Source organism: Neorhizobium huautlense (assembly GCF_002968575.1).
In the GTDB taxonomy this organism is placed as follows: domain Bacteria; phylum Pseudomonadota; class Alphaproteobacteria; order Rhizobiales; family Rhizobiaceae; genus Neorhizobium; species Neorhizobium huautlense.
This window is the reverse complement of the sequence record NZ_PVBM01000025.1, coordinates 45,987-68,240: the sequence shown is the minus strand read 5'-3', so window position 1 is coordinate 68,240 and position 22,254 is coordinate 45,987. Positions and strand designations below refer to the sequence as shown.

Genomic DNA, 22,254 nt, shown 5'->3' with positions numbered 1-22,254 from the left:
GAAGGCATGTCGTCGACGATATCCCGGTTGTCCTGATGGGAAGCTAGCGAGCCCGGCAGGCCTGGGTTGCGCTCTTAAAGGAGAATGGGAAGCCGGGAGCCGAACGCCACTCTGTGACCGAAGCCGGGAAACAGACCGGCGTTAGGGTCACGAATTGGAGAATGGTTCAGAACCGCAGGCGGGCAAAAACCCGTTCTGCGAACCGAGAAGCTTTAACTGATCGGCCCAAACGCCGGTCAAAACATAACCGAACCCAAGGAAAAGCCGCGAAAATAAGCGTTCTTGCCCTTGTGTTCTTTCATTGGAGAATCCCATGCCCTTCGTCAATATCAAGACGCCTGAAGCCGCGCTCAGCCGAGCCCAGAAGGAAGAGATCGTGCACCGCGTGACGGATATGCTCGTTGAATACTTCTCCGAAGCGGCACGGCCGCACACGATGGTGCTGATTGAGGAAGTGAAGGACGGCGGTTATGGCCGCGCTGATGAGATTTTCGTCCTGCCGGAAGCCTATCGCGTCAGGGAAGACAGTTAAGGCGAAGCCCATCGAGAGCCGGTGCGGACGTTCCGCGCCGGCTCTTGCGGAAACAGAGATGGACGTCCCACCGCCGCGTCACGGTCGCCCGCCCCGGCCATGGTCCTTTCGCCTGTTCACCTCAGGCCGGCAACATTCCGTCGAGTTCGGCCATTGCGTCTTCCGGGATATCCACTTCGGCGGCGGCGATGTTCTGCCTCAGATGGACACGCGAGGAGGTGCCGGGGATCAACAGGATGTTTGGTGCCCGTTTCAGCAGCCAGGCGAGCGCCACCTGCATCGGCGTCGCGCCGAGCCGGGCCGCCACATCCGACAGCGTCGAGGATTGCAGCGGCGAAAAGCCGCCGAGGGGGAAGAAGGGCACATAGGCGGTGCCCTCCGCGGCAAGCCTGTCGATCAGGGCATCGTCGCCGCGGTTGGCGAGATTGTACATGTTCTGAACGCAGACGATCTCCGTGATCCTGCGTCCTTCCGCGATTTGGCTCGCGGTCACGTTCGAAAGACCGATATGCTGGATCAGCCCCTGACGTTTGAGATCGGCCAGCACGGTCAGCGGCTCCTCGATCGAACCCTCGGCCGGGCCGTGCACGCTGAACATGGCGCGCAGGTTCACAACTTCGATCGCATCGAGTGCAAGATTGCGCAGGTTGTCATGCACGGCCTGCGTCAGTTCTTCCTTGGTGAAGGCCGGGATCCATGAAGCATCTGAGCCGCGCCTGGCACCCACCTTGGTGACGATGACCAGGTCGTCCCGGTAGGGATGGAGCGCTTCATGAATGATCTCGTTGGTAACGTGCGGGCCGTAGAAGTCGCTGGTGTCGATATGGTTGACGCCGCTTTCGACGGCTTCGCGCAGTACGGCGACCGCTTCGGCGCGGTCGTTGGGTGGGCCGAAAACGCCCTTGCCGGCGAGCTGCATCGCTCCATAGCCGAGCCGGTTTACCGCTCGGTTGCCGAGCACAAAAGTTCCTGATTTTGCCACACTGGACATGCGCCTGTCTCCGTTCTTGATGACGTAGCTGAGGTAAACACGTTCCCCTGACCGGACAATCAGCTATGCTCTGCACAGGCTGTACGAGATGCCGGACAATTGAAGGAGGGAATATGGAACGGGACAGGCCGGACATGGCCGACGTCGGCGCCTTCATGAAGGTGGCCCGGGCCGGCGGCTTCCGAGAGGCGGCTCGGGCGAGTGATATCAGCGCGTCCGCGCTGAGCGACGCCGTGCGGCGCCTCGAGGCGGAACTCGGCGTCAGGCTTCTCAACCGCACCACACGCAGCGTGGTGCCGACGGAAGCCGGTCGCGGGCTGATGGAGCGGCTCGGACCGGCATTCGGCGAGATCAATGCCGCGCTCGATTTCGCCCGCGGTTTCCGCGACCGCCCGGCGGGCGTGCTGCGGCTGAACGTGCCGGTCAGCGCCGCAAGGCTGGTCCTGCCGCCCATCGTCTCGCCCTTCCTTGCGGCCTATCCCGACATCAGGCTTGAGATCATGACTGACGAGAGCTTCGTGGATGTGATCGCCGCGGGTTGCGATGCCGGCATCCGCTACGACGAACGGCTGCAGCAGGACATGATTGCCGTGCCGATCGGGCCTCGCATCCAGCGCTATGCGAGCGGCGCCTCGCGAGCCTACCTGGATGTGCGCGGCCGACCGCAGCATCCGCGCGACCTGCTTTCCCACAGCTGTATCCGCGGCCGCTTCGTCGGCCGGCCAATCAGTCCCTGGGAGTTCGAGCGGGACGGTGAGGCCGTCACGATCGACCCGCCCACCTCTCTCGTGGTGCAGGCGGGCGGCGGCTCGGATCTTGGGATCGCAGCGGCGATTGCCGGGACCGGCATTGTCTCCATCTTCGAGGACTGGCTGCGTCCGTACTTCGAAAGCGGAGCGCTGGAGCCAGTGCTGGAGCCATGGTGGCTGAGCTTTCCCGGGCCCTTCCTTTACTATCCCGGGCGCCGGCTGGTGCCAGCGCCCCTGCGCGCCTTCATAGATTTCATCAGAGCTACGCCGCCAGCTCGGCCGAGTGAGTCCGTGTCGTGAAGGGCGTCAGCGCCAATCTGCCAATCCGTTGCCGATCCTCAAGGAATGCGGGCGATGACCTTGATCTCAAAGTCGAAGCCTGCGAGCCAGTTGACGCCCACCGCCGTCCAGTTCGGATAGGGCGGTGCGCCGATCTCTTCCGCGCGGATGGCCATCACTGTCTCGACCTGTCCGGCCGGGTCGGTGTGAAAGGTGGTGACGTCGACGATATCCTCCAGACTGCAGCCGGCAGCGGCCAGGACCGCGCGCAGATTGGCGAAGGCCCGCCGAACCTGATCCTCGAAGAGCGGCTCCGGGGAGCCGTCTTCACGGCTGCCGACCTGACCGGAAACGAAAAGAAGATCGCCGGAGCGAATGGCTGCTGAATATCGATGGAGATCGTACAAGGCATGGCGCTTGGCGGGGAAGATGGCTTCACGTGGGTGCATTTGGTGTTCCTTTGTGTTGATGGCGGGACAGCCCGCGGTTGCGGGCGCCACGGCGTCTGTAGGGAAGAGGGGCGGCGTTGAGAGGGCATCCGCCTGGCCGGTCGGGTGGGGAGGTGGATCAAAGCCGCGCCAATTCCTCCTCGGTAAAGTCGGCGGCGATCGCGACGTCCTTCTGTCTGTCGAGCTCCTCGATGCGGCAAAGCAGTGCCTTGCGGATCCCTGCATAGGCATCGGCACCGAGCACCAGCCGCTTCGGAAGCGGACCCTCCTGATCGGCAAGTCTGATCATCGCGTCCGTCATGCGGTCGGGGTCGCCCTTGATAACCCAGGAGCCTCGGGCGGCTTGGCGAATTCCGTCGGCAGGGGTCCCCTCATAAACCGCGAGCGGCTCGGCCTGCGCAAGATTGCCGCCGAACGCGGTGCGCGCCGGGCCGGGTTCTATGAGGCTGAACTCGATGCCGAAGGGAGCCGTCTCCTGCGCTACGGACTCGACAAAACCTTCGATACCCCACTTGGTCGCGTGATAGAGGCTGAAGGCGGGGTAGGCGATTTGGCCTCCCTCGCTGGACACTTGCAGGATGCGGCCGCCGCCTTGGTTGCGCAGATGCGGCAATGTCGCCTGCATGAGCGTGATCGCGCCGATGAGATTGGTGGCTATGATATCCCGTACCTGCGCGTCGCTAGCTTCTTCGGCCGCGCCGAGTAGGCCATATCCTGCATTGCTGACAACGATGTCGATGCGGGGTGACGCCGCGAAGGCGCGGTCGACCCCGGCACGGACCGAGCGCTGGTCCTTGAGATCCATCGCGACGATGCTGAGCCGTTGAGGGTAGCGTGACTGCAGGTCGGCCAGCGTACCCTCGCTGCGGCTGGCGCCGACAACGCGGTCTCCTCTGAACAGCGCCTTCTCCACCAGCAGCCGGCCCAAGCCGGACGACACACCTGTTATGAGCCAGGTCTTTTCCATTTCATATCTCCTGGTTGACTGCCAACAGGAAATAGGACGGCCGAATTGCGATCATTAGCCCTTGAAATCGGCATGAGCTGATGCAAAAAACCCATCAATGTCTCGCCCGTCGCTCAACGATCTCGCTGCCTTCATGGCCGTCGCCACGCACCGTAGCTTCCGCCGTGCGGCTGATGAGATAGGGGCGGCGCCTTCCACCTTGAGCCATGCCATACGGGGGCTGGAGGAGCGCATGGGCGTGCGTCTCCTCAACCGCACCACGCGCAGCGTCTCGCCGACGGAAGCCGGTTTCCGCTTGCTCGACCGGCTTCAGCCGGCGCTCGCTTCGCTGGATGAGGCGCTCGACAGTATCTCCGGGTTCAGGGGACAGGTGGCAGGAACGGTTCGCATCAATACCCCGCGATTATTGGCCGGTCTCCTCGTCCGCAGGGTCCTTCCGAAAATGACGAGGCTCTATCCTGACGTGACGCTGGACATTGTCGTCGAGGGACGGCTGATCGACATCGTGTCCAGTGGCTTTGATGCCGGCGTGCGCCTCCTGGAATCGGTTCCCAAGGACATGATAGCTTTGCCGTTCGCGCGTCCCTTGACATTCATCTGTGTGGCCTCGCCCGCTTATCTCGATCAGCTCGGCGAGCCGGAAACCCCGGAGGAACTTGAGCGCCATCGTTTGATTGGCCACCGCATGCCCAGCGGCAAATTCTATCGATGGGAGTTCGAGCGCGCAGCCCAGGAGATTGTCATCGACACGAACGGCTCCATCATCCTCGACGACGAGGAGCTGATGGTGGAAGCGGCGATAGAGGGCCTGGGCATTGCCTATGTCGCGGATTGGGCGGCCGAAGCGGCTCTGTCCGATGGCCGGCTGCGCAGAGCCCTCGCTGCGTGGATGCCCGCTCCGGAAAGAGTTGCAGTCTATTACCCGGGACATCGGGCCGTGCCGCCGGCGCTGCGAGCCTTTCTGGATGTTGTAGCCGGGTTGCGGAAGCAAGAACCTTGAGCGGACGGCCGAGCGGCCGTCCTGCCATCTGCCGCTTCTGTGGGGGGCTCCCTGTCGGGCACTTAGTCCCGGCGGTATAGGATCATGCCGCCGTGATGCAGCACCCCGTCGATGAATTCTCCATCGGCGGTGAAGCCGGTATCGTCCCAGTAGTCGATGTGGTTGCCTCTGACCTCGTACCGGCCCTGATAGGCACTCTCGCGGTTTCCGCGGGCCTCGTCATAGCGTCCGTTCGCAAGCAGGTGATGACGGACCCGGCCGTCGGCCGTTACCCACATTCCCACATAAGGGTGGTTTTGCGCCGGTTGAGGGGCTCTCTTTTCAGTTTGCATTTGGGCGGAACCTTTCTCCAGCGGAACAAGGGCGGTCAGGGCCACTGTGGCGGCAAGCATCGATAACTGCTTCATTGCGACCTCCTCATTTTGTCTTCGTCGGCCGGACGACGATCTCGTTCACATCGACGTCGGCTGGTTGCTCGATGGCGAAGCGCACAGCGCGGCCGATCGCGTCCGGCTGCAGCGCGACGGCGCGATAGGTTCTCATCAGTTCCGCGGCGGACGGATCGGTGATGGTGCCGGCAAGCTCGCTCTCGACGACGCCCGGATGGATGCAAGTGACGCGGATATCGTCATGCTCCTGTCTCAGGCCGTCGGAGATGGCCCTGACGGCGAATTTAGTGGCACAGTAGACCGCAGCCGTGGGGGACACGGTCAGCGCTCCGATCGAGGCTATGTTGATGATGTGGCCCGAGCCTCGCGCAACCATGTCCGGCAGCACCGCGGCGATGCCATGGAGCACGCCCTTTATGTTGACATCCACCATCCGGTCCCACTCGTCGACCTTCATGGAGGCCATAGGCGACAGCGGCATGATGCCGGCATTGTTGACGATAACGTCGACCCGGCCGAAGGCATTGCGCGCTGCCTCGGCGAAGGCCGCGACATCGGAGCGGTCGGTGACGTCAAGACGGCGGGTCATCACATCGGCGCCGCCCGCCCGGATTTCTTCCGCCAGCGCTTCCAGGCGATCGGTGCGGCGTGCGCCGAGCATGAGCGTGGCTCCGGCGGAGCCAAGCTCCCGGGCAATGCCCGCACCGATACCGCTGGAGGCGCCGGTTATGAGGACGACTTTGTGGAGGGCCATATCTCGTTTCCTTCTACTGATCAGGTCGACCGCCCTGTAGCGGTTGCCAGCAAGATAGATCTGCTCCATTGTTTCCATAAGCTGCCTATTCCTTTTCAACATGGAAAGAAAATCTAACCAATGTCTATAGATCTCAATGCGCTGGCCGTTTTCGCGCTGGTGGCCGAGGAGAAGAGTTTTCGCGCCGCGGCGGACCGGCTGGATGTGACCCGCTCAGCCGTCAGCCAGACGATCAGACGGCTGGAAGAGACGCTGGGTATAGCACTGGTACAGCGCACTACTCGGAGCGTCAGCCTGACCGAGGCGGGCGAACGGCTGCTCGGCGACGTGGCCCCGGCGATTGCGGAACTGCGTGTGGCGATGGACGCTGTGGGTGATTTGCGCGCCCGTCCCCGCGGGCAGCTAAGGCTTGCCGTCTCCTCGATTGCGGAGGACTTTCTTTCGGGGCCGCTCCTGGCGAGCTTTGCCGCGGCCTATCCGGAAGTTCAGCTCGACATCACGGTGACTGACGAGGAATTCGATATCGTTGCCGAAGGGTATGATGCCGGCGTAAGGCTCGGCGAGGTCATCGAACAGGACATGATCGCCGTGCCGATTGCCGGTGACGAGCGGCAGCTCGCCGTCTGCGCGCCGGCATATCTTCAGCGTTTCGGTGCGCCGTCGCATCCGAGCGAGCTTGTCGCGCATCGCTGCATCGGTTGGCGGCCGGCGCCGAAAGCGGCGCCCTATCGCTGGGAATTCGCGGAAAACGGCAAGGAGTTCAGCGTCGCGGTGATGCCCGAGATCACCACCAACGACATGGCGTTGATGATCAAGCTCGCAGTGGCCGGCGCGGGCATCACCTTCGGCATGGAGGAAAGCTTCCGCCCGTGGATGGAGCGGGGCGAACTGGTTCCGCTGCTTGAGCAATACTGCCCGCGCTTTGCCGGCTTCTATCTCTATTATCCGAGCCGCCGCAACCTGGCGCCGAAGCTGCGGGCGCTTGTCGATCATATGCGTCGACGCGATCGCGGTGCGGCCACATCGTGATCCGCTGATTTTCAACAAGCTGGCGCCTGATGGGCGGACCTGCAACTTCTGGCCTGGCTCTGTCGCGCCAGATTTGGCAAGTTGGCGACCGCGCTTCCTCATCCATGCGGTGGTTGCCGGCTGCCTATCAAAAGTCGTCGTCTCATGATAAGTGACGCCGTCGCGCATGACCCGCTGTAGCCGGCGCTGCCGTCCTTGGCTTGCGCGCGGTGATGGGTCCATGAGCGCATCCTCATTTGGTTCTAGTGGGTCCATTGGGCCAAATCCGCTCCGAAGCCGGCGGGTTTAGCGCAAGATGAGCTTGAACAAGACGGAGAAGAAAGCGTTGCAAGGGCCTGAAAGAAAAACAAAAGACAACTATTTCAAGGCTCCCGTCTTCGCCGTTGCCCCTATGATCGACTGGACGGACCGGCATTGCCGTTTCCTGCACCGGCAATTGTCTAGGCAGGCGCTGCTTTATACCGAAATGGTGGTGGCGGACGCGATCATCCACGGTCCGCGCCAAAGGCTGCTTTCCTATTCGCCGGAGGAACATCCGGTCGCGCTGCAGCTTGGCGGATCGGACGCGGCCAAATTGTCCGAAGCCATCCGGATTGCGGCGGACTACGGTTATGACGAAATCAACCTCAATGTCGGCTGTCCGTCGGACCGGGTGCAATCGGGCACCTTCGGCGCCTGCCTGATGCGCGACCCGGGGCATGTAGCGGACCTCGTTTCGGCGATGAAGCGAGTCTCGAAGGTGCCGGTAACGGTGAAATGCCGGATCGGCATCGACGACCAGGAGCCGGCGGACGTGCTGCCGGATTTCCTCGCGCGGATGATCGGCGCCGGGGCCGACGCGATCTGGATCCATGCCCGAAAAGCCTGGCTGCAGGGGCTGAGCCCCAAGGAAAACCGGGAAATTCCGCCGCTCGACTACGGTCTCGTCCATCGGATGAAGCAGGAAAATCCCGGCGTCTTCATCGGCATCAACGGCGGCATCGCCGATCTCGATCAGGCCGCAGGTCACCTTGAGGTGATGGATGGTGTGATGCTCGGCCGCGCCGCCTACCAGAATGCGGGGCTGCTTGCCGGGGTGGATGCTTTGGTGGCAGGAACTGATGCGGCCGACCCGGATTGGCTGGCCTTGCGCGACAGTATGATGGCCTATGCGGAAGGCGTGATCACTGCCGGAGGGCGGCTGCACCATGTCACGCGGCACATGGTCGGGTTGTTCCAGGGATTTGCGGGTGCCCGCCGTTTTCGCCAGATCCTGTCGGCAGAAGCAACTCGACCCGGGGCAGGCGTCGAGGTCATCACTGCGGCCTTTGCGGCGGTGGACATTGCGGCTGGTTCGCGCGTTCAGCCCGAGGAGAAGATGCTGGCCGGGTAAGGACAAGACGGACTCCCTCCTTGGTGTTCTCGGTTTTTTTTGTCGGACGGGGCGCTGGGAGCTGCCTCGTAAGTTAGTTTATAGGTGACACCTCTCAGCGCCCCGTTCGGCGGTTTTTATCCGCGACTCCGGTCCCTCTGCCGTGGCCTTTCCGGATGGTGTTCGTCTGGTTCCTGATACCCGTCCGGATCCTCGGGTTTAACCCGAGGACCAACCGGCAAGGGTGAACAGGCGCCGCCGCCGGACTTTCCGCTGTAAGCGGACGGACTTGAACACAAGCCCGGCGAAACCATCCTTTGGGCCACCATGTGTGCCGCACAGGCACGCCCGGCGCGCTCTTTCGGGCATCAGAAGCAGGTGGCCGGTCCGAAACCATCCCGCTTCCCCCGTGTCGCCGGAGGGAGACCATTTTCCGCGGACCCCGATGATGGAGGTTTACGTCGTCCCTCCACCACCAGCGCCGGCCCCGCCTCGCCAGGACGCCTCCTGGTGTATCCGATGCGGGACGGGGAAATTGTAGGCACGAGGCGAAGGGGTGGGGATGAAGGGGGACGACTTTTTTGTTCGTCATCCTCGTTCTCGGGTTTAACCCGAGGATAACCCAAGGCACAAACGAATGAAATCAGATGATTAGGCCTTCGCGCGATTCGGAATAAATCGACTTCACGACCAAAAATGCTTGTTTTTGGATCCTCGAGGTCATCGCCGGGTCAAGCCCGAGGATGACAAAGGAGAGCGTGTCGCCGGAGGGAGACCATTTTCCGCTGACCCGGATGGTGAAGGTTCACGTCGTATCTCTACTACCAGCGCCGGCACTAATATCCCCGCTCTCGAGGGCGATGATGTCAGTCCCCACAGCGCGGTTCCGCGCTCAGACGTCGTCCAGTCTTCGCAGAAGCTGCTGGATCCTCGAGGGCTTTGACGGCAGATCCGCCGGTTCCGACTTCAGAAGGTTTCGCTCCGTCAGGTCGAATTGATACCAGTCGATCAGAGCGGAAGCGACATCGGCTGCCGATTCATCGGTCAGGTCGACGGCGTTTTCCTCGCACCAGGCTTCCAGAAATTTCTGCAGCAGATCAAGGTCATCAGGACCAAGAAGAACTGCCGATTGCTTGGCGTATCGCTGAAGCATAAGCATTCTCATCAAGTATCCGCGGCTGCCTTGCCTCAGCAGTCCCGCGGCACCCCATATGGCAAAAGGGCAACGATTCTCTCGCGAGACTGTCGCAATTCGAGCTTGTGCAGGGCTTTCTAATATTCCGGCAGCCGTACGACTTGGCGGACGACGCCTGCCACATCTAACGTAACTGCTGCAAAGCGTTACTGTTCCGCCCATACCGGCGAGCCATGCCAACTCCAAAGGGAGGAAAAGCCGCTATACTGGCCATCGCTCTCACTGGGAAAGCCCGTTGCCAGTAGTTCTTTCGGAGGAACCGGGGAAGAACCAGCAATCAATATGGGGCGTTGACGATGTAGAAGGCCTGACAATACCTTTCGATCAACCGGTAGATCACTCGGCCTTGGGTCGGATATCGGGGCTGCATTGGAAGAGACACTGTGCTACCCACGCTCAAATCCTTTGTTCATCACGCTCGGCCGATCCTTCGTGCCCAGGCAAGGGGGCCCAATATCGTCCAGCCGCGGGAGCAGCTCGACCAACCGGTAGACCGAGAACCCGGCGAAGGTTCGACGAACGGCTTCCGGGTGCAATCGAATGGGATGTCCGGAAGGGCGCAGGGCATGATATCGGCATGCGACGGTCTGCTGAGCTGCCCCGATTGCCGCGCCGATCTTGCCGCACCCAGAAGATGCGATGCATGCGGACGGGAATTCGTACGGGAGGACGAGCGGCCGAACCTGATGCCACGCGGCGGCGGCACCGTCCGTTTTGAATGGCCCGCACAGGCGTTCAATCCAGCAACCATCCCTGACGTGGAGATCCTGCGCTTTCCCCCGGCGCACGGCCAGCCCAAGGGCGGCATCTATCACCTCGACCGGGCGCATGAGGCGTGCCTGAACGAGCTGCCGGCGGGAAGTACGGTGCTGGAAATCGGCTGCGGCGGCGGCCAGATGCGAAAATGGATGGGCGAGCGCGGCATCCACTATATCGGCGTCGACGTGGCTGTCGACCGCGTGCACGACTGGCTGCGCAGCCATGGCGGCCCGGATATTCTCTGCGATGCTCATGTGCTGCCCTTCCGCGACGGGAGCTTCGACGCGGTTTATGCGTCCGCCGTATGGGAGCATCTGGCCTTTCCCCAGCTTGCTGCGAAGGAGGCGGCCCGGGTTCTGAAGCCCGGCGGCGTCTGCCTTGGCTCGGCTTCGTTTCTCGAACCCTGGCACGACGCAAGCTATTATCACATGACACCTTATGGGGTTTTCATGACGCTGAGCCTTGCGGGGTTCAAGGCGATCCAGATCTGGCCCGAGACGAAGTGGTCGGGCTTCCGGGCGATGCTCGAGATGGGCAACAAGGCGACGCGGGCGATACGCGGCCTGTCCTGGCTGATCTATGGCTGGTACCTGGCTCCCAAAGCGGCTCAGGCCTGGCTGCGCAGGGGGCGAAAGCCCGACGAACAGGCGCTTTTGCACCCCATCGCCGAGATGGCCGGCGCTATTGCGTGGATCGCAAGGAAGTCCGATAGCCGGCTGCCGGAGCGGACGGAAACTTCGAGCTAATTCGTTTCAATGGGCCGCCGTCTTACTGCGGCGGTAGCCTGGGCGGCCTGACGAAAACAGGCCGCCCGTGATCGCGGTTATTCCGCGGCTTCGGCGTAAGATTCCATCGGCGGGCAGGTGCAGACGAGGTTGCGGTCGCCATAGACGTTGTCGACGCGGTTGACCGGCGACCAGTATTTGTCCACGCGGAAGGCGCCCGGCGGATAGCAGGCCTGTTCGCGGCTGTAGGGGCGGTCCCATTCGCCAACCAGGTCTTCCACCGTATGCGGGGCGTTTTTCAGCGGGTTGTTCGTCCGATCCATGCGGCCGTCCTCGATGGCACGGGCTTCCTCGCGGATCGCCAGCATTGCGTCGCAGAAGCGGTCGAGCTCGGCCTTGGTCTCGCTCTCGGTCGGCTCGATCATCAGCGTGCCGGCGACCGGCCAGCTCATGGTCGGGGCATGGAAACCGCAGTCGATCAGGCGTTTGGCGACATCGTCGACGCTGACGCCGGCAGAGGCGTTGAGCGGGCGCGTGTCGATGATGCATTCGTGGGCGACGCGGCCTGCCTCCGACTTGTAGAGCACGTCATAGGCACCCTTGAGACGCGCGGCGATATAGTTGGCGTTGAGGATCGCCACCTTCGTCGCCTGGGTCAGGCCTTCGCCACCCATCATCAGGCAATAGGACCAGGAGATCGGCAGGATCGACGGCGAGCCGAACGGGGCTGCCGAGACTGCGCCCTCGCGACCGTCGCTTTCCGGATGACCCGGCAGATGCGCTGCGAGATGCGCCTTGACACCGATCGGACCCATGCCAGGGCCGCCGCCGCCATGCGGGATACAGAAGGTCTTGTGGAGGTTGAGGTGGGAAACGTCGGAGCCGATGTCACCGGGGCGGGACAGGCCGACCATTGCGTTCATGTTGGCGCCGTCGAGATAGACTTGACCGCCGTGGGCGTGGGTAATCTCGCAAATCTCCTTCACCGTCTCCTCGAAGACGCCGTGGGTCGAAGGATAGGTGATCATGCAGCATGAGAGGTTTTCCGCATACTGCTCTGCTTTTGCTCGGAAATCTTCGATATCGACATCACCGTTTTCCTTGGCCTTGACCGGCACGACCTTCATGCCGACCATCTGTGCGGAAGCTGGATTGGTGCCGTGCGCGGAGGTCGGGATAAGGCAGACATCGCGATGCGTGTCGCCATTGGCGATGTGATAGTTGCGGATGGTCAGGAGACCCGCGTATTCGCCTTGCGCGCCGGAATTCGGCTGCATGGAGAACGCGTCGTAGCCGGTGATCTGGCAGAGCTTTGCGGATAGATCGTCGATCATCTCCTTATAACCGAGCGCCTGGTCGGCGGGTACGAAGGGGTGGATGTCGGCAAATTCCGGCCAGGTAATCGGCAGCATTTCCGCCGTGGCGTTGAGCTTCATGGTGCAGGAGCCGAGTGGGATCATCGCCCGGTCGAGCGCCAGATCCCGGTCCGAGAGCCGGCGGATATAGCGGGTCATCTCGCTTTCGGCGCGGTTCATGTGGAAGATCGGATGGGCCATATAGGCCGATTTGCGCAGCAGCGCGTTCGGCAGACGGTATTCCGGTTCGAAATCGGAAACCTCGAAATTGCCGCCGAAGGCGCGCCAGACCGCTTCGAGCGTCGCGGGGCGGGTGCGCTCGTCGAGCGACATGCCGATCTTCGTCTCACCGACCTTGCGCAGGTTGATGCCTTCGGCCACAGCGGCACGCAGGATGAGACCCTGCATATGTCCGACTTCGACGGTAATGGTGTCGAAGAAGGTGTCGGGCTCGATTGTATAGCCGAGCCTTTCGAGGCCCTTGGCCATCAATACAGCCTTCTTGTGGACCTGCTGGGCGATCGCCTTCAGACCGTCGGGGCCGTGAAAGACGCCGTACATGGACGCCATGACGGCCAGCAGCACCTGAGCGGTGCAGATGTTCGAGGTCGCCTTTTCTCGGCGGATATGCTGCTCGCGGGTCTGGAGCGACAGGCGATAGGCGCGGTTGCCGCGGCTGTCGACCGAGACGCCGACGAGACGGCCCGGCATGGCGCGCTTGTGGGCGTCCTTGACCGCCATATAGGCCGCATGCGGTCCGCCGTAACCGACCGGCACGCCGAAGCGCTGCGACGAGCCGATGGCGATGTCGGCGCCCATTTCGCCGGGGGATTTCAGGAGCGTCAGCGCCAGAAGATCGGCCGCGACCGCTGCGACCGCGCCCGTCTGGTGGAGGCGCGCGATCAGGCCGGAGAAGTCGTGGCAGTGGCCGTTGGTGCCGGGATACTGGAAGATGGCGCCAAAAACGTCGACAGGATCGAGATCAGTCATCGGGTCGCCGACGACGACGGTCCAGCCAAGCGGGGCGGCGCGAGTCTCGATCAGGGCGATGGTCTGGGGATGGCAGGCGCTATCGACGAAGAAGGCCGTCGCCTTGGACTTCGCCTGGCGCTGGCAGAGCGCCATGGCTTCGGCGGCGGCGGTTGCCTCGTCAAGCAGAGAGGCGTTGGCGACATCGAGGCCGGTCAGGTCGCAGATCATGGTCTGGAAATTCAGGAGCGCTTCCAGGCGGCCCTGCGAGATTTCCGGCTGGTACGGCGTGTAGGCCGTGTACCAGGCGGGATTTTCCAGAATATTGCGCTGGACGACGGGCGGCGTGATCGTGCCGTAATAGCCCTGGCCGATCAGCGAGACGAGCGCCTTGTTCTTGTTGGCGGTGTCGCGCAGCTTGTCGAGCGCTTCGCGTTCCGTCAGCGCCGGCCCCCAGGCAAGCGGGACGGTCTGGCGGATCGAGGCGGGGACAGTGGCGTCGATCAGCTTGTCGAGCGACGGATAGCCAACGACTTTCAGCATCTCCGCCATTTCGGCCGGAGAGGGGCCGATATGCCGGCGGTTTGCGAAGTCGTACGGCTGGTAGTCGGTGAAGTGGAAATCTGTGGAGTCGCTCATGCGATGAGGTCCTTATAGGCGGCTTCGTCGAGCAGCGCGTCGGCATCGGAAGCGTTCTTGAGCTTCAGCTTGAAGAACCAGCCGGCACCCTGCGGATCCGAATTGACGATCGAGGGATCGTCGACGATCGCCTGGTTGACCTCGGCGACTTCGCCATCGAGCGGACAATAGACATCGGATGCCGCCTTCACGGATTCCACTGTGGCGGCATTGCCGTCCTTCGTCAGTTCGGCACCCACTTCCGGCAGTTCCACGAAAACGAGATCGCCGAGCTGTTCGGCAGCGTGAGAGGTGATGCCGACGGTGGCGACGTCGCCTTCGAGCTTCAGCCATTCATGTTCGGCGGTAAATTTCAGCATGGTTCTCTCCGGAGGGTTTTTTAGCGTTTGTAGGTGGGGGCGATGAAAGGGAGTTTGGCGACGGTAACGGGCAGGAACCTGCCACGGACCTCGGCAAAGATCTGGGTGCCAGGCTCGGCATATTGGGTCGGGACATAACCCATAGCGACCGGGCCTTCGACCGAAGGGCCGAAGGTGCCGGAGGTGACCTCGCCGAGTTCGATCTTGCCTTCGGCGTCCGCAAAAAGCTTGGCGTGCGAGCGGACGGGGGCTTTGCCTTCCGGCTTCAGGCCGACGCGGCGGCGCGAGGTGCCGTTCGTCAGTTCATCCAGGATGCGACCGGCGCCAGGGAAGCCCCCGGCGCGTTCGCCGCCCGGACGGCGGGCCTTCTGGATCGCCCATTCGAGCGAGGCCTCGATCGGAGAGGTCGTCGTGTCGATGTCGTTGCCATAGAGGCAGAGCCCGGCTTCGAGCCGCAGCGAATCGCGGGCGCCGAGGCCGATCGGCATGCAATGCAGATCCTCGAGCAGCGCCTTGGCGAGTTGTTCGGCGTCTTTAGCGGGGACGGAGATCTCGAACCCGTCCTCGCCGGAATAACCGGAGCGGGAGACGATGCAGGCGGCATCGTGAAGGCTGGCGTCGCAGACATCCATGAACTTCATGTCAACGACATCCGGCCAGAGTTCGGCGAGCACTGCCTCGGCCCTGGGGCCTTGTAGCGCGAGAAGCGCCCGGTCCTCAACGAGCGTCACGTCGCAATCCGAAAGATGCGCCTTCATATGGGCGACATCGGCCTCCTTGCAGGCGGCGTTGACGACGACCAAGAGGTGATCGCCGCGATTGGTGATCATCAGGTCGTCGAGGATACATCCGTTCTCGTCGGTGAAGAACCCGTAGCGCTGGCGGCCTCCCTTCAGGCCGAGGATATCCACCGGAACCAGGCTTTCCAGCGCCCTTGCCGCATCCTCATAGACACCGGATCTTGCTCTCACGAGAACCTGTCCCATGTGGGAGACGTCGAAAAGCCCGGCGGCCGTGCGGGTGTGCAGGTGCTCCTTGAGAACGCCCGCGGGATATTGCACCGGCATGTCATACCCGGCGAACGGCACCATCTTCGCTCCGAGCGACAGATGAAGGGCGTGAAGGGGTGTTTTCTTCAGTACGGTCTGATCGTCCAAGGACGCCTCCAGGTCTTGGCGCTTGACGCACCGGCTCACGGTCAGGCGCGTTGCCGCGCCGGTTTTTGAGCCCCCTCTGTCCCTTTCGCCTGAGATTGTTATCCCTTCGGCGAGTCTCTCCCTAAGGAAAAACCTCTCTCCAGAGTCCTGTCGACGCTCGCTGGTCCTTTTGCCTGAGAGTTTCCGGGGCGGTTGCTCCTTCGGCACCGCATTGAAGCGGATTCTCCCAGCGAGTTCGGCGTCATTATCCGCCTCGACCGGGGTTTGACAAGAGGCCAATGTCGCTCCGGACATAATTTCTGTCGCAGCGCAATGAACGCTGCTTGACCTGGTGCAAACAGCCGTCGTGGCTGCGTGGTATAGAGAGGACCATGTTTTGCGCTTCCCGACGAATTGGGTTATGCCGAGTGCTATTCGAGCAGGTTATGCAATGACGACAGGTCCCCGCACAGTGACAAGCGTGCTGCGCATCTTTTGCGCCGTACTCCTGCTTTCGCTGGGGCTTGGCCATCAGCCTGGAAGCGCCGCTCCGCTCGAATCGTTCGGCGAAGAATATCGGCTTCCGGACGGCACTTTCGCCGACATCTGCGCCGAGGGCGAGCACAGGCGGGAGCCGGCGGCAAAGCCGCTTTGCGAAGTCTGCCTGCTTGCCGCCTCGGTCATCCTGCCGCCGCCCAATGATGAAACATGGCTGGCGGGCGGGCAGCGATCCCATGCGAAGGCGCTGCCGAGGCCCGTCGAGACTTTCGGTGCGAGCGCGGTCGAGCGGCCGAGATCCCGCGCTCCACCTGCCTCGATCTGATCTTTGCATTCATACAGATCAATCGTTCCCGGTCGGACAGCCAAAGCGTGCTGTCACCGGAAGAGGACATATCATGAAGACCATCGCAAAAATCATCCTTTCAGGCATGCTCGCAACCGCCGGTGCTGCTCACACCTTCGCGCAACCTGTTTTCCTCAATGCATCGAGGCCAACGAACGACGTGATCATGGCGGCCGGCACGGATCACATGCAGGGCATGATGGCGGGCGGCGCAACCGCGACCGGCGAGGCAATCAAAGTCGGCGATCTGGTGATCACCGGGGCGTTCTCCAAGGCCATGCTGCCGGGTCAGCCTGTCGGCGGCGGATACCTGACCATCACGAACAACGGCGAAGTTGACGATATGCTGGTGTCCGCCTCCTCGCCGGTGGCAGGCGCGGTGGAACTGCATGAAATGGCGATGCAGGGGCAGGTGATGAAAATGCGCAAGCTCGATGCCGGAATCGCGATCCCAGCCGGACAGACGATCGAGCTGAAACCGGGCGGGCTGCACATGATGTTCATGAAGGTGAAAGAGCCCTTCAAGGCCGGTGGCGAAGTGCCCGTGACGCTGACATTCGAAAAAGCCGGACCGATCGAAGTCAAACTGGCCGTGGGCGCGGCTGGTCCGGGCGGCCACAAGACCAACTGACACCCCTCGGGAGGCCGCCAAAGGCGCGGCCTCATCTCCCTCAGCGGAGAAGCCTGAGGCTGCCGGTCAGCGATCTGACCCATTTCGACGGGCCGGCGAGCCCCAGGCCGTCGATTATCTCCTGCGACAGATCGCAGTTCGGGAAAGCGGCCTCATAGTCTCTGTAGTCATGCAGCGACCGGGCGAAAGCCGGGAAGGGTACGACGGCGCGGTCCTCGGACCGGCCGAGCGCCCGCAGGAGAAGCGCGCCGATCGTTTCCGCGTCTGCTGCGAGAATCGGCACCGGTTCATTGGAACTGGTGTCGATCGCGCGACCATCTCGGTCGGCGAGGGTTTGCCCGGCAAGCTGCGGCAGGCGCGCGCCGAGACCTACGGAAATGGCACTGACCGTATTGGCGACGAGGCCGATCGGCAGGGCGGGATTGACGACGATGGCAAGGCGGATGTCTTCGCTCATGATTTTCCGGCGTGGTTGGAAGCCGCCGGATGATAGTGCAGCTCGCCGGGATGATCTTACCTTTCGCTTCTGGTTCCTCGCCGTTTTTGGTAAGACTTACCGGCAATCAGCGAAGGATGGGCAGAAATTTATGGATGGTGAGATCGAACCGGCAGATGTGCGAATCTTGAAAGCTTTACAGGAAGACGGCCGGCTGACGAATCAGGCATTGGCGGAGAAGGTCGGGCTTTCGACGTCGCCGAGCTGGCGGCGGGTCAGGCATCTGGAAGAGAGCGGCGTTATCCAGGGGTATCGGGCAATCCTGGACCGGCGGGCGATCGGCCTCGGCGTGCTTGCCTTCATCCGCGTCAAGATCGACAGCCATAGCGAAGCGGAAGCGGAGGCTTTCGCGGACGAGGTAAGCCGGCTGGAAGAGGTGGTGGCATGCTACAGTATTGCCGGTGACGCTGACTTCCTGCTGCAGGTCGTCTCGCCCGATCTCGACGCCTATGCCGATTTCGCCATGTCGACTCTCAGGCGGTTGCCGCGCATCAAGGAAATGCAGACAACGTTCGTGCTGAAGGAGATCAAAGGCTTTGAAGGATTTCCGCTGAAGTTCGCGGGCAAATCCCGCAGGCAGGCGCCGTGAGGCGGACGGTAGGCAACTAATCTTCCAGATCCCGATACGCAGACTGGACCTGATGATAGGAAACCTGCTGATGCGGTTGATGACCCGCGCTCAAAAGGTCGACGGAAACGGCGGTGGCGGGAATCATCAGTTCGATGTCGCCGGGCTCGCCGGCATTCTGGGCACGTCTCGCATTACGCTCGGCGTCGGCCTTGATGTCTGCTGCCTGATCCTTTGGCGACAGGCGCCGGCCGGGTTTTAGCGCCTCTATGGCCATGGCGGCGGTGTTTGCCGAGATGCTAAGCACTTGAGTCATATGATCTGCCACTTCTTCTCCAATCATAAAGAAGTAAGCGGAACCCGATTCGTTCCGGTTTAAGCAAAAGGCCGGCATTTTATCGATTTGACGATTTTTTGTTCCAGGTTACAGAGTATGCCCATGAATCATATGCTTCTTGTTGCCATCGGGGGAGCTCTCGGCTCCGTCTGCCGCTATCTCGTCGGACTCTGGGCCCTGCGCCAATTCGGCCCGAACTTCCCTTGGGGCACACTCACGGTGAACGTGGCGGGTTCCTTCGCGATCGGCTTGCTCGCCGAGCTCATCGTACGGCGGTATGATGCTTCGCCCGAGATGCGGCTCTTGCTGATCACCGGGGTGCTCGGCGGCTTCACGACCTTTTCGGCGTTTTCACTGGACGTCATCACGCTTTTCGAGCGGGGCGCAGCGCTGGCTGGCGCAACTTATGTCCTCGCCAGCGTGGCGATCTCGCTCGGCGCCGTCTTTGCCGGGCTGGCGCTCGGGCGGGCAATGCTCTAAAGACCGGGCTCAATCAGACGAGACACGAAAGAGCGTTGATGGCAGGCATCGAGCATATCCGCGTCGAGGCGGACGAGGCGGGGATGCGTCTCGACCGCTGGTTCAAGATCCATTACCCAGGGCTCGGCTTCGGGCCGCTGCAGAAGCTCTTGCGTTCCGGCCAGGTGCGCGTCGATGGTGGGCGCGTCAAATCCGACACCCGGGTTCAACCGGGCCAGACGGTGCGCATTCCGCCCATGGATATAGACGCCAAGAAGACCGGCCCGATCGCCTCGAAGGACCTGAAGCATTCCAGCGATTTCGAGCTGCTGTCGCGCATGGTGCTGCACGAGGACGAGAAGGTCATTGTCCTTAACAAACCTGCAGGGCTTGCCGTACAGGGCGGTTCCGGCGTCACGCGGCATATCGACCAGATGCTCGACGCCTGGGTCAGCCCGAAGGGCGAAAAGCCGCGGCTCGTCCACCGCCTCGACCGTGACACATCAGGCGTGCTGGTGATCGCCCGCACCCGCGGTGCGGCACAGAAGCTGACAGCAGCCTTTCGCGAGCGGGACACGACGAAGACCTATTGGTCGCTCGTCAAAGGCGTGCCGCGCAAACACGAGGACAAGATCTCCACCTGGCTGGTGAAAGAGCAGACGCCCGACGGAGACCGCATGCGGATCGCCAAACATGGCGAGGAGGGGGCCGACCACGCGGTGTCTTATTACCGCGTTCTGGAAACGGCGGCGCAGACGCTCGCCTGGCTGGAGATGGAGCCCTATACAGGCCGCACCCATCAGCTTCGCGTTCACGCGCTGCATATCGGCCATCCGATCATCGGCGATCCCAAATATTTCGACGACGACCCGAACTGGGCCTTTCCGGGCGGCGTGCAGAAGAAGCTGCACCTGCATGCGCGGCATATCGATATTCCGCACCCGAACGGCGGGCGGCTGAGAGTGACGGCGCCCTTGCCGCCGCATATGCTCCAGACCTGGAACTTGCTGGGCTTCGATATGGAAAATGGCGCAAGGGAAGACGAGTAGCAGAGGTCAGGCAGAATGTTTCAAATGAATCCGGGTATTCCCGTTATCGCCTTCGCGGTGATTTTCGGTGCGTTGTTTATCTTTTTATGCCGTAAGCCAAACCGGTACATTAAGGATGCGACCAAACAGTCCATCGATGCAGCCAGCGAAAATACCAAAGCAATCGTGGCGAACACGGCGGCGCTTCGCGAACACACCGAGATCTTGCGCCAGTATCTCTCTGCGAAATCAGCGGAAAGCAAATGAAACTCGTTCTCTTCGATTGCGACGGTACGCTGGTCGACAGCGCCGGTCTCATCCACGAAACCATGCGCCGAACCTTCGCGCAATTCGGCAAGCCCGAACCGCAGGTCGAGGATACGAAGGCGATCATTGGACTGACGCTCGACATCGCGATTTCCCGAATGCAGGGAAAGGAGCATGTGGACGACGAGGCGGTCGCGATGACGGCCTATTACAAATCGCTGTTTTCGGTCGTCCGGCAGGACCTCGACTTCAAGGAGCCGCTGTTCCCGGGAATCCGGGCGCTGATCGATGAAATCGGCCCGCGCGAGGATCTGCTGATCGGCGCCGTTACCGGCAAGTCGCGGCGCGGGCTCAATCTCATCATGGAAACGCATGGCTTCCACACATACTTCGTCGTGGGGCGGACGGCGGACGATTGTCCCTCCAAGCCGCATCCGGCGATGGTGACGGAATGCTGCGACGAAACCGGCATGAGAGCGGCCGATACTCTTGTCATAGGCGACGCCATTTACGATATGCAGATGGCAAAGGCTGCCGGCGCCATGGCGATCGGCGTTTCCTGGGGTTATGCCTCGGTGGAAGAGCTGACGAAAGCCGGAGCCGACGCGATCGTCCATCATCCAAGCGAGATTCTCGCCCATATCGGCTGAGGTTGTTTTTATGCGCGACATCTTTCCCGACCCTTCGGACGTGCTGAGCCATGCGGATCCGACCAAGCGGGCGCAGATCCAGATGCAGAAGCCGCTGCCGAAACGTTTCTACAAGGAGGTAGGTGTCGCCGAAGGCGAGGGCGGTCACGCTATCCATCTCGACGGCAAGCCGGTGAAAACCCCTGCCAGGAACAGCCTTGTCGTTCCGACCGCAAGGCTGGCGGAACTTGTACGTGACGAATGGGCGTCGCAGGTGGAGGTCATCGACCCCCGCACCATGCCGGTCACAAGGCTCGTCAACACCGCAATCGACGGGGTTGCCGCCGATCCCCAGGCCGTATTCGAGGATATTCTCAGATTTTCGTCGAGCGACATGCTCTGCTACCGGGCCGAGGGACCTGAAAATCTTGTTGTCAGGCAGAACGACAACTGGGATCCGATCATGGACTGGGCGGCGAACGAACTCGGTGCCCGCTTCATCCTGATCGAGGGCGTCATGCCTCGGGACCAACCCAAGGAGGCGATCGCCGCCTTTGCCGTGACGCTTCGCAAATACGATACCCCGATCGAACTGGCGGCATTGCATACGGTGACGTCGCTGACCGGATCGGCGATCCTGGCACTTGCCTTCGCGGAAGACCGCATCACGGATCAGGAAGCGTGGACGCTTGCCCATCTCGACGAGGACTGGACCAACGAGCTTTGGGGGGCCGACGCGGAAGCGGAGCATCGCCGCGCCAAGCGGTTCGAAGAAATGCAGGCGGCGGCGGCAGTTTTTCTCTCTCTGCGCCCCATCGCTTAAGCCTTCTCTAACCCTGTTTGGTGGAACATCCGGAAGTCTCGTCTTCCGGGTTTTTCATGTTCCGCCGCCTGTCCCGTTTTGCTCTTATCGTGCTCACGGCATTGCCGTTGACCGCATTTCGCATGCCCGCAGGGCACGAAAAGCGGGAGCAACTTCTTTATGACGTGCGCGGTGCGTTCGTGACGGCGCGCGGCAATGTTCCGCAGGGATTGGTGATCGCCACCGACATGCTTGTGGACGAGGCGATCCGCGGAACCACCCGTGCGTCCATGCTGCCGCGGACGATCATCGCCATCCGGATAGAGAAGGCCTCGCGCATCCCGCAATTGATCGGCAGCCGGCATGAGGCGAAAGTAACCGTCCAGGTGATTTCCGTCAGCAGCGGCGAGGCAATTGCCGAGGGAAGTTTCGAGACATCCGTCTTCCTACTGGAAGCAGGCGAGGCGGATAAGACGCTCGCCGAAAAGATCGCCGATCGGATCGCCTCAGAATTTCGCCTCAAGGGCGACGGGCGTCCGGCGATCGCGAGCGCGCTGTTTCCGTAA

At 62.1% G+C, this 22,254-nt stretch carries 26 protein-coding genes and 1 riboswitch; of the genes, 15 read left to right on the top strand and 11 right to left on the bottom strand.

The features are described 5' to 3' along the window. Positions 1 to 313 precede the first annotated feature (313 nt). Positions 314 to 532 (top strand): tautomerase family protein, encoded by a 219-nt coding sequence (locus tag C5L12_RS22580; RefSeq protein WP_105374314.1) that lies wholly within the window; start codon positions 314 to 316, stop codon positions 530 to 532. A gap of 121 nt (positions 533 to 653) precedes the next feature. Here C5L12_RS22580 and C5L12_RS22575 read toward each other — a convergent pair whose 3' ends face one another. Further along, complete coding sequence (locus C5L12_RS22575) at positions 654 to 1,523, bottom strand: aldo/keto reductase family oxidoreductase (protein WP_105374313.1); 870 nt, start codon at positions 1,521 to 1,523, stop codon at positions 654 to 656. Between the two features lie 113 nt (positions 1,524 to 1,636). On the opposite strand from C5L12_RS22575, the gene C5L12_RS22570 reads away from it, so the two are divergent. Next, complete coding sequence (locus C5L12_RS22570) at positions 1,637 to 2,572, top strand: LysR family transcriptional regulator (protein ID WP_105374312.1); 936 nt, start codon at positions 1,637 to 1,639, stop codon at positions 2,570 to 2,572. 38 nt (positions 2,573 to 2,610) lie between these two features. Here the strand turns inward: C5L12_RS22570 and C5L12_RS22565 are convergent, their stop codons facing one another. Then, positions 2,611 to 3,000 (bottom strand): RidA family protein, encoded by a 390-nt coding sequence (locus tag C5L12_RS22565; RefSeq protein WP_105374311.1) that lies wholly within the window; start codon positions 2,998 to 3,000, stop codon positions 2,611 to 2,613. 118 nt (positions 3,001 to 3,118) lie between these two features. After that, on the bottom strand, positions 3,119 to 3,967 hold the full coding sequence (locus tag C5L12_RS22560; protein ID WP_105374310.1) for an SDR family oxidoreductase: 849 nt from the start codon (positions 3,965 to 3,967) through the stop codon (positions 3,119 to 3,121). Positions 3,968 to 4,064: 97 nt separating this feature from the next. On the opposite strand from C5L12_RS22560, the gene C5L12_RS22555 reads away from it, so the two are divergent. Next, positions 4,065 to 4,967, top strand: a complete 903-nt coding sequence (locus tag C5L12_RS22555; RefSeq protein WP_105374309.1) for a LysR family transcriptional regulator — start codon at positions 4,065 to 4,067, stop codon at positions 4,965 to 4,967. Between the two features lie 62 nt (positions 4,968 to 5,029). Here C5L12_RS22555 and C5L12_RS22550 read toward each other — a convergent pair whose 3' ends face one another. Continuing rightward, entirely contained in the window at positions 5,030 to 5,374 is a 345-nt protein-coding gene (locus tag C5L12_RS22550) for an Atu4866 domain-containing protein (RefSeq protein WP_105374308.1), read from the bottom strand. 10 nt (positions 5,375 to 5,384) lie between these two features. Continuing rightward, positions 5,385 to 6,110 (bottom strand): SDR family oxidoreductase, encoded by a 726-nt coding sequence (locus C5L12_RS22545; RefSeq protein ID WP_105374320.1) that lies wholly within the window; start codon positions 6,108 to 6,110, stop codon positions 5,385 to 5,387. 120 nt (positions 6,111 to 6,230) lie between these two features. On the opposite strand from C5L12_RS22545, the gene C5L12_RS22540 reads away from it, so the two are divergent. Next, entirely contained in the window at positions 6,231 to 7,139 is a 909-nt protein-coding gene (locus C5L12_RS22540) for a LysR family transcriptional regulator (RefSeq protein ID WP_105374307.1), read from the top strand. A 295-nt stretch (positions 7,140 to 7,434) separates the two neighbouring features. Beyond that, positions 7,435 to 8,511, top strand: coding sequence for a tRNA dihydrouridine(20/20a) synthase DusA (gene dusA / locus C5L12_RS22535; protein WP_105374306.1), 1,077 nt, complete (start codon positions 7,435 to 7,437; stop codon positions 8,509 to 8,511). Between the two features lie 871 nt (positions 8,512 to 9,382). On the opposite strand, the gene C5L12_RS22530 is transcribed toward dusA, so the two are convergent. Beyond that, positions 9,383 to 9,655: a hypothetical protein gene (locus C5L12_RS22530; RefSeq protein ID WP_205839372.1), complete on the bottom strand. Its 273-nt coding sequence runs from the start codon at positions 9,653 to 9,655 to the stop codon at positions 9,383 to 9,385. Positions 9,656 to 10,251: 596 nt separating this feature from the next. Between C5L12_RS22530 and C5L12_RS22525 the strand changes: the two genes are divergently transcribed. Next, a complete protein-coding gene (locus C5L12_RS22525; protein WP_157949102.1) occupies positions 10,252 to 11,190 on the top strand; it encodes a class I SAM-dependent methyltransferase in 939 nt (312 codons plus the stop codon). Positions 11,191 to 11,267: 77 nt separating this feature from the next. On the opposite strand, the gene gcvP is transcribed toward C5L12_RS22525, so the two are convergent. From gcvP to gcvT, 3 genes are read right to left on the bottom strand one after another with little or no spacing between them, the layout of a single operon-like run. Then, on the bottom strand, positions 11,268 to 14,132 hold the full coding sequence (gcvP, locus tag C5L12_RS22520; RefSeq protein ID WP_105374304.1) for an aminomethyl-transferring glycine dehydrogenase: 2,865 nt from the start codon (positions 14,130 to 14,132) through the stop codon (positions 11,268 to 11,270). Further along, the gene (gene gcvH, locus C5L12_RS22515; protein ID WP_105374303.1) at positions 14,129 to 14,491 is read right to left on the bottom strand and encodes a glycine cleavage system protein GcvH; all 363 of its coding nucleotides are present in this window, start codon (positions 14,489 to 14,491) and stop codon (positions 14,129 to 14,131) included. Before gcvH ends, gcvP begins: the two co-directional genes overlap by 4 nt. A gap of 20 nt (positions 14,492 to 14,511) precedes the next feature. Continuing rightward, on the bottom strand, positions 14,512 to 15,648 hold the full coding sequence (gene gcvT, locus C5L12_RS22510; protein WP_105374302.1) for a glycine cleavage system aminomethyltransferase GcvT: 1,137 nt from the start codon (positions 15,646 to 15,648) through the stop codon (positions 14,512 to 14,514). A 151-nt stretch (positions 15,649 to 15,799) separates the two neighbouring features. Further along, a riboswitch (glycine riboswitch) is annotated at positions 15,800 to 15,887 on the bottom strand. A gap of 191 nt (positions 15,888 to 16,078) precedes the next feature. Between gcvT and C5L12_RS22505 the strand changes: the two genes are divergently transcribed. Both C5L12_RS22505 and C5L12_RS22500 read left to right on the top strand, forming a co-directional pair. After that, positions 16,079 to 16,450 carry a hypothetical protein gene (locus C5L12_RS22505; protein ID WP_105374301.1) on the top strand — a complete coding sequence of 124 codons (372 nt, stop codon included), beginning with the start codon at positions 16,079 to 16,081 and terminating at the stop codon, positions 16,448 to 16,450. A 73-nt stretch (positions 16,451 to 16,523) separates the two neighbouring features. Continuing rightward, entirely contained in the window at positions 16,524 to 17,102 is a 579-nt protein-coding gene (locus tag C5L12_RS22500) for a copper chaperone PCu(A)C (RefSeq protein WP_165924267.1), read from the top strand. 40 nt (positions 17,103 to 17,142) lie between these two features. Here the strand turns inward: C5L12_RS22500 and C5L12_RS22495 are convergent, their stop codons facing one another. Beyond that, positions 17,143 to 17,559 carry a DUF2000 domain-containing protein gene (locus C5L12_RS22495; RefSeq protein WP_105374299.1) on the bottom strand — a complete coding sequence of 139 codons (417 nt, stop codon included), beginning with the start codon at positions 17,557 to 17,559 and terminating at the stop codon, positions 17,143 to 17,145. A 130-nt stretch (positions 17,560 to 17,689) separates the two neighbouring features. On the opposite strand from C5L12_RS22495, the gene C5L12_RS22490 reads away from it, so the two are divergent. Then, on the top strand, positions 17,690 to 18,187 hold the full coding sequence (locus C5L12_RS22490; protein ID WP_105374319.1) for an Lrp/AsnC family transcriptional regulator: 498 nt from the start codon (positions 17,690 to 17,692) through the stop codon (positions 18,185 to 18,187). 16 nt (positions 18,188 to 18,203) lie between these two features. On the opposite strand, the gene C5L12_RS22485 is transcribed toward C5L12_RS22490, so the two are convergent. Beyond that, positions 18,204 to 18,482, bottom strand: coding sequence for a hypothetical protein (locus C5L12_RS22485; RefSeq protein ID WP_132413184.1), 279 nt, complete (start codon positions 18,480 to 18,482; stop codon positions 18,204 to 18,206). 123 nt (positions 18,483 to 18,605) lie between these two features. On the opposite strand from C5L12_RS22485, the gene crcB reads away from it, so the two are divergent. The 6 genes from crcB to C5L12_RS22455 are packed head-to-tail and all read left to right on the top strand — an operon-like array spanning position 18,606 to position 22,254. Then, positions 18,606 to 18,983 (top strand): fluoride efflux transporter CrcB, encoded by a 378-nt coding sequence (crcB, locus tag C5L12_RS22480; RefSeq protein ID WP_105374297.1) that lies wholly within the window; start codon positions 18,606 to 18,608, stop codon positions 18,981 to 18,983. 38 nt (positions 18,984 to 19,021) lie between these two features. Continuing rightward, positions 19,022 to 20,011, top strand: coding sequence for an RluA family pseudouridine synthase (locus C5L12_RS22475; RefSeq protein WP_105374296.1), 990 nt, complete (start codon positions 19,022 to 19,024; stop codon positions 20,009 to 20,011). Positions 20,012 to 20,026: 15 nt separating this feature from the next. Beyond that, positions 20,027 to 20,257, top strand: a complete 231-nt coding sequence (locus C5L12_RS22470) for a hypothetical protein (protein ID WP_105374295.1) — start codon at positions 20,027 to 20,029, stop codon at positions 20,255 to 20,257. Continuing rightward, positions 20,254 to 20,907, top strand: coding sequence for an HAD family hydrolase (locus tag C5L12_RS22465; protein ID WP_105374294.1), 654 nt, complete (start codon positions 20,254 to 20,256; stop codon positions 20,905 to 20,907). Before C5L12_RS22470 ends, C5L12_RS22465 begins: the two co-directional genes overlap by 4 nt. A gap of 10 nt (positions 20,908 to 20,917) precedes the next feature. Then, a complete protein-coding gene (locus C5L12_RS22460) occupies positions 20,918 to 21,709 on the top strand; it encodes an ATP12 family chaperone protein (protein WP_105374293.1) in 792 nt (263 codons plus the stop codon). Positions 21,710 to 21,765: 56 nt separating this feature from the next. Next, positions 21,766 to 22,254: a hypothetical protein gene (locus tag C5L12_RS22455; RefSeq protein ID WP_105374292.1), complete on the top strand. Its 489-nt coding sequence runs from the start codon at positions 21,766 to 21,768 to the stop codon at positions 22,252 to 22,254.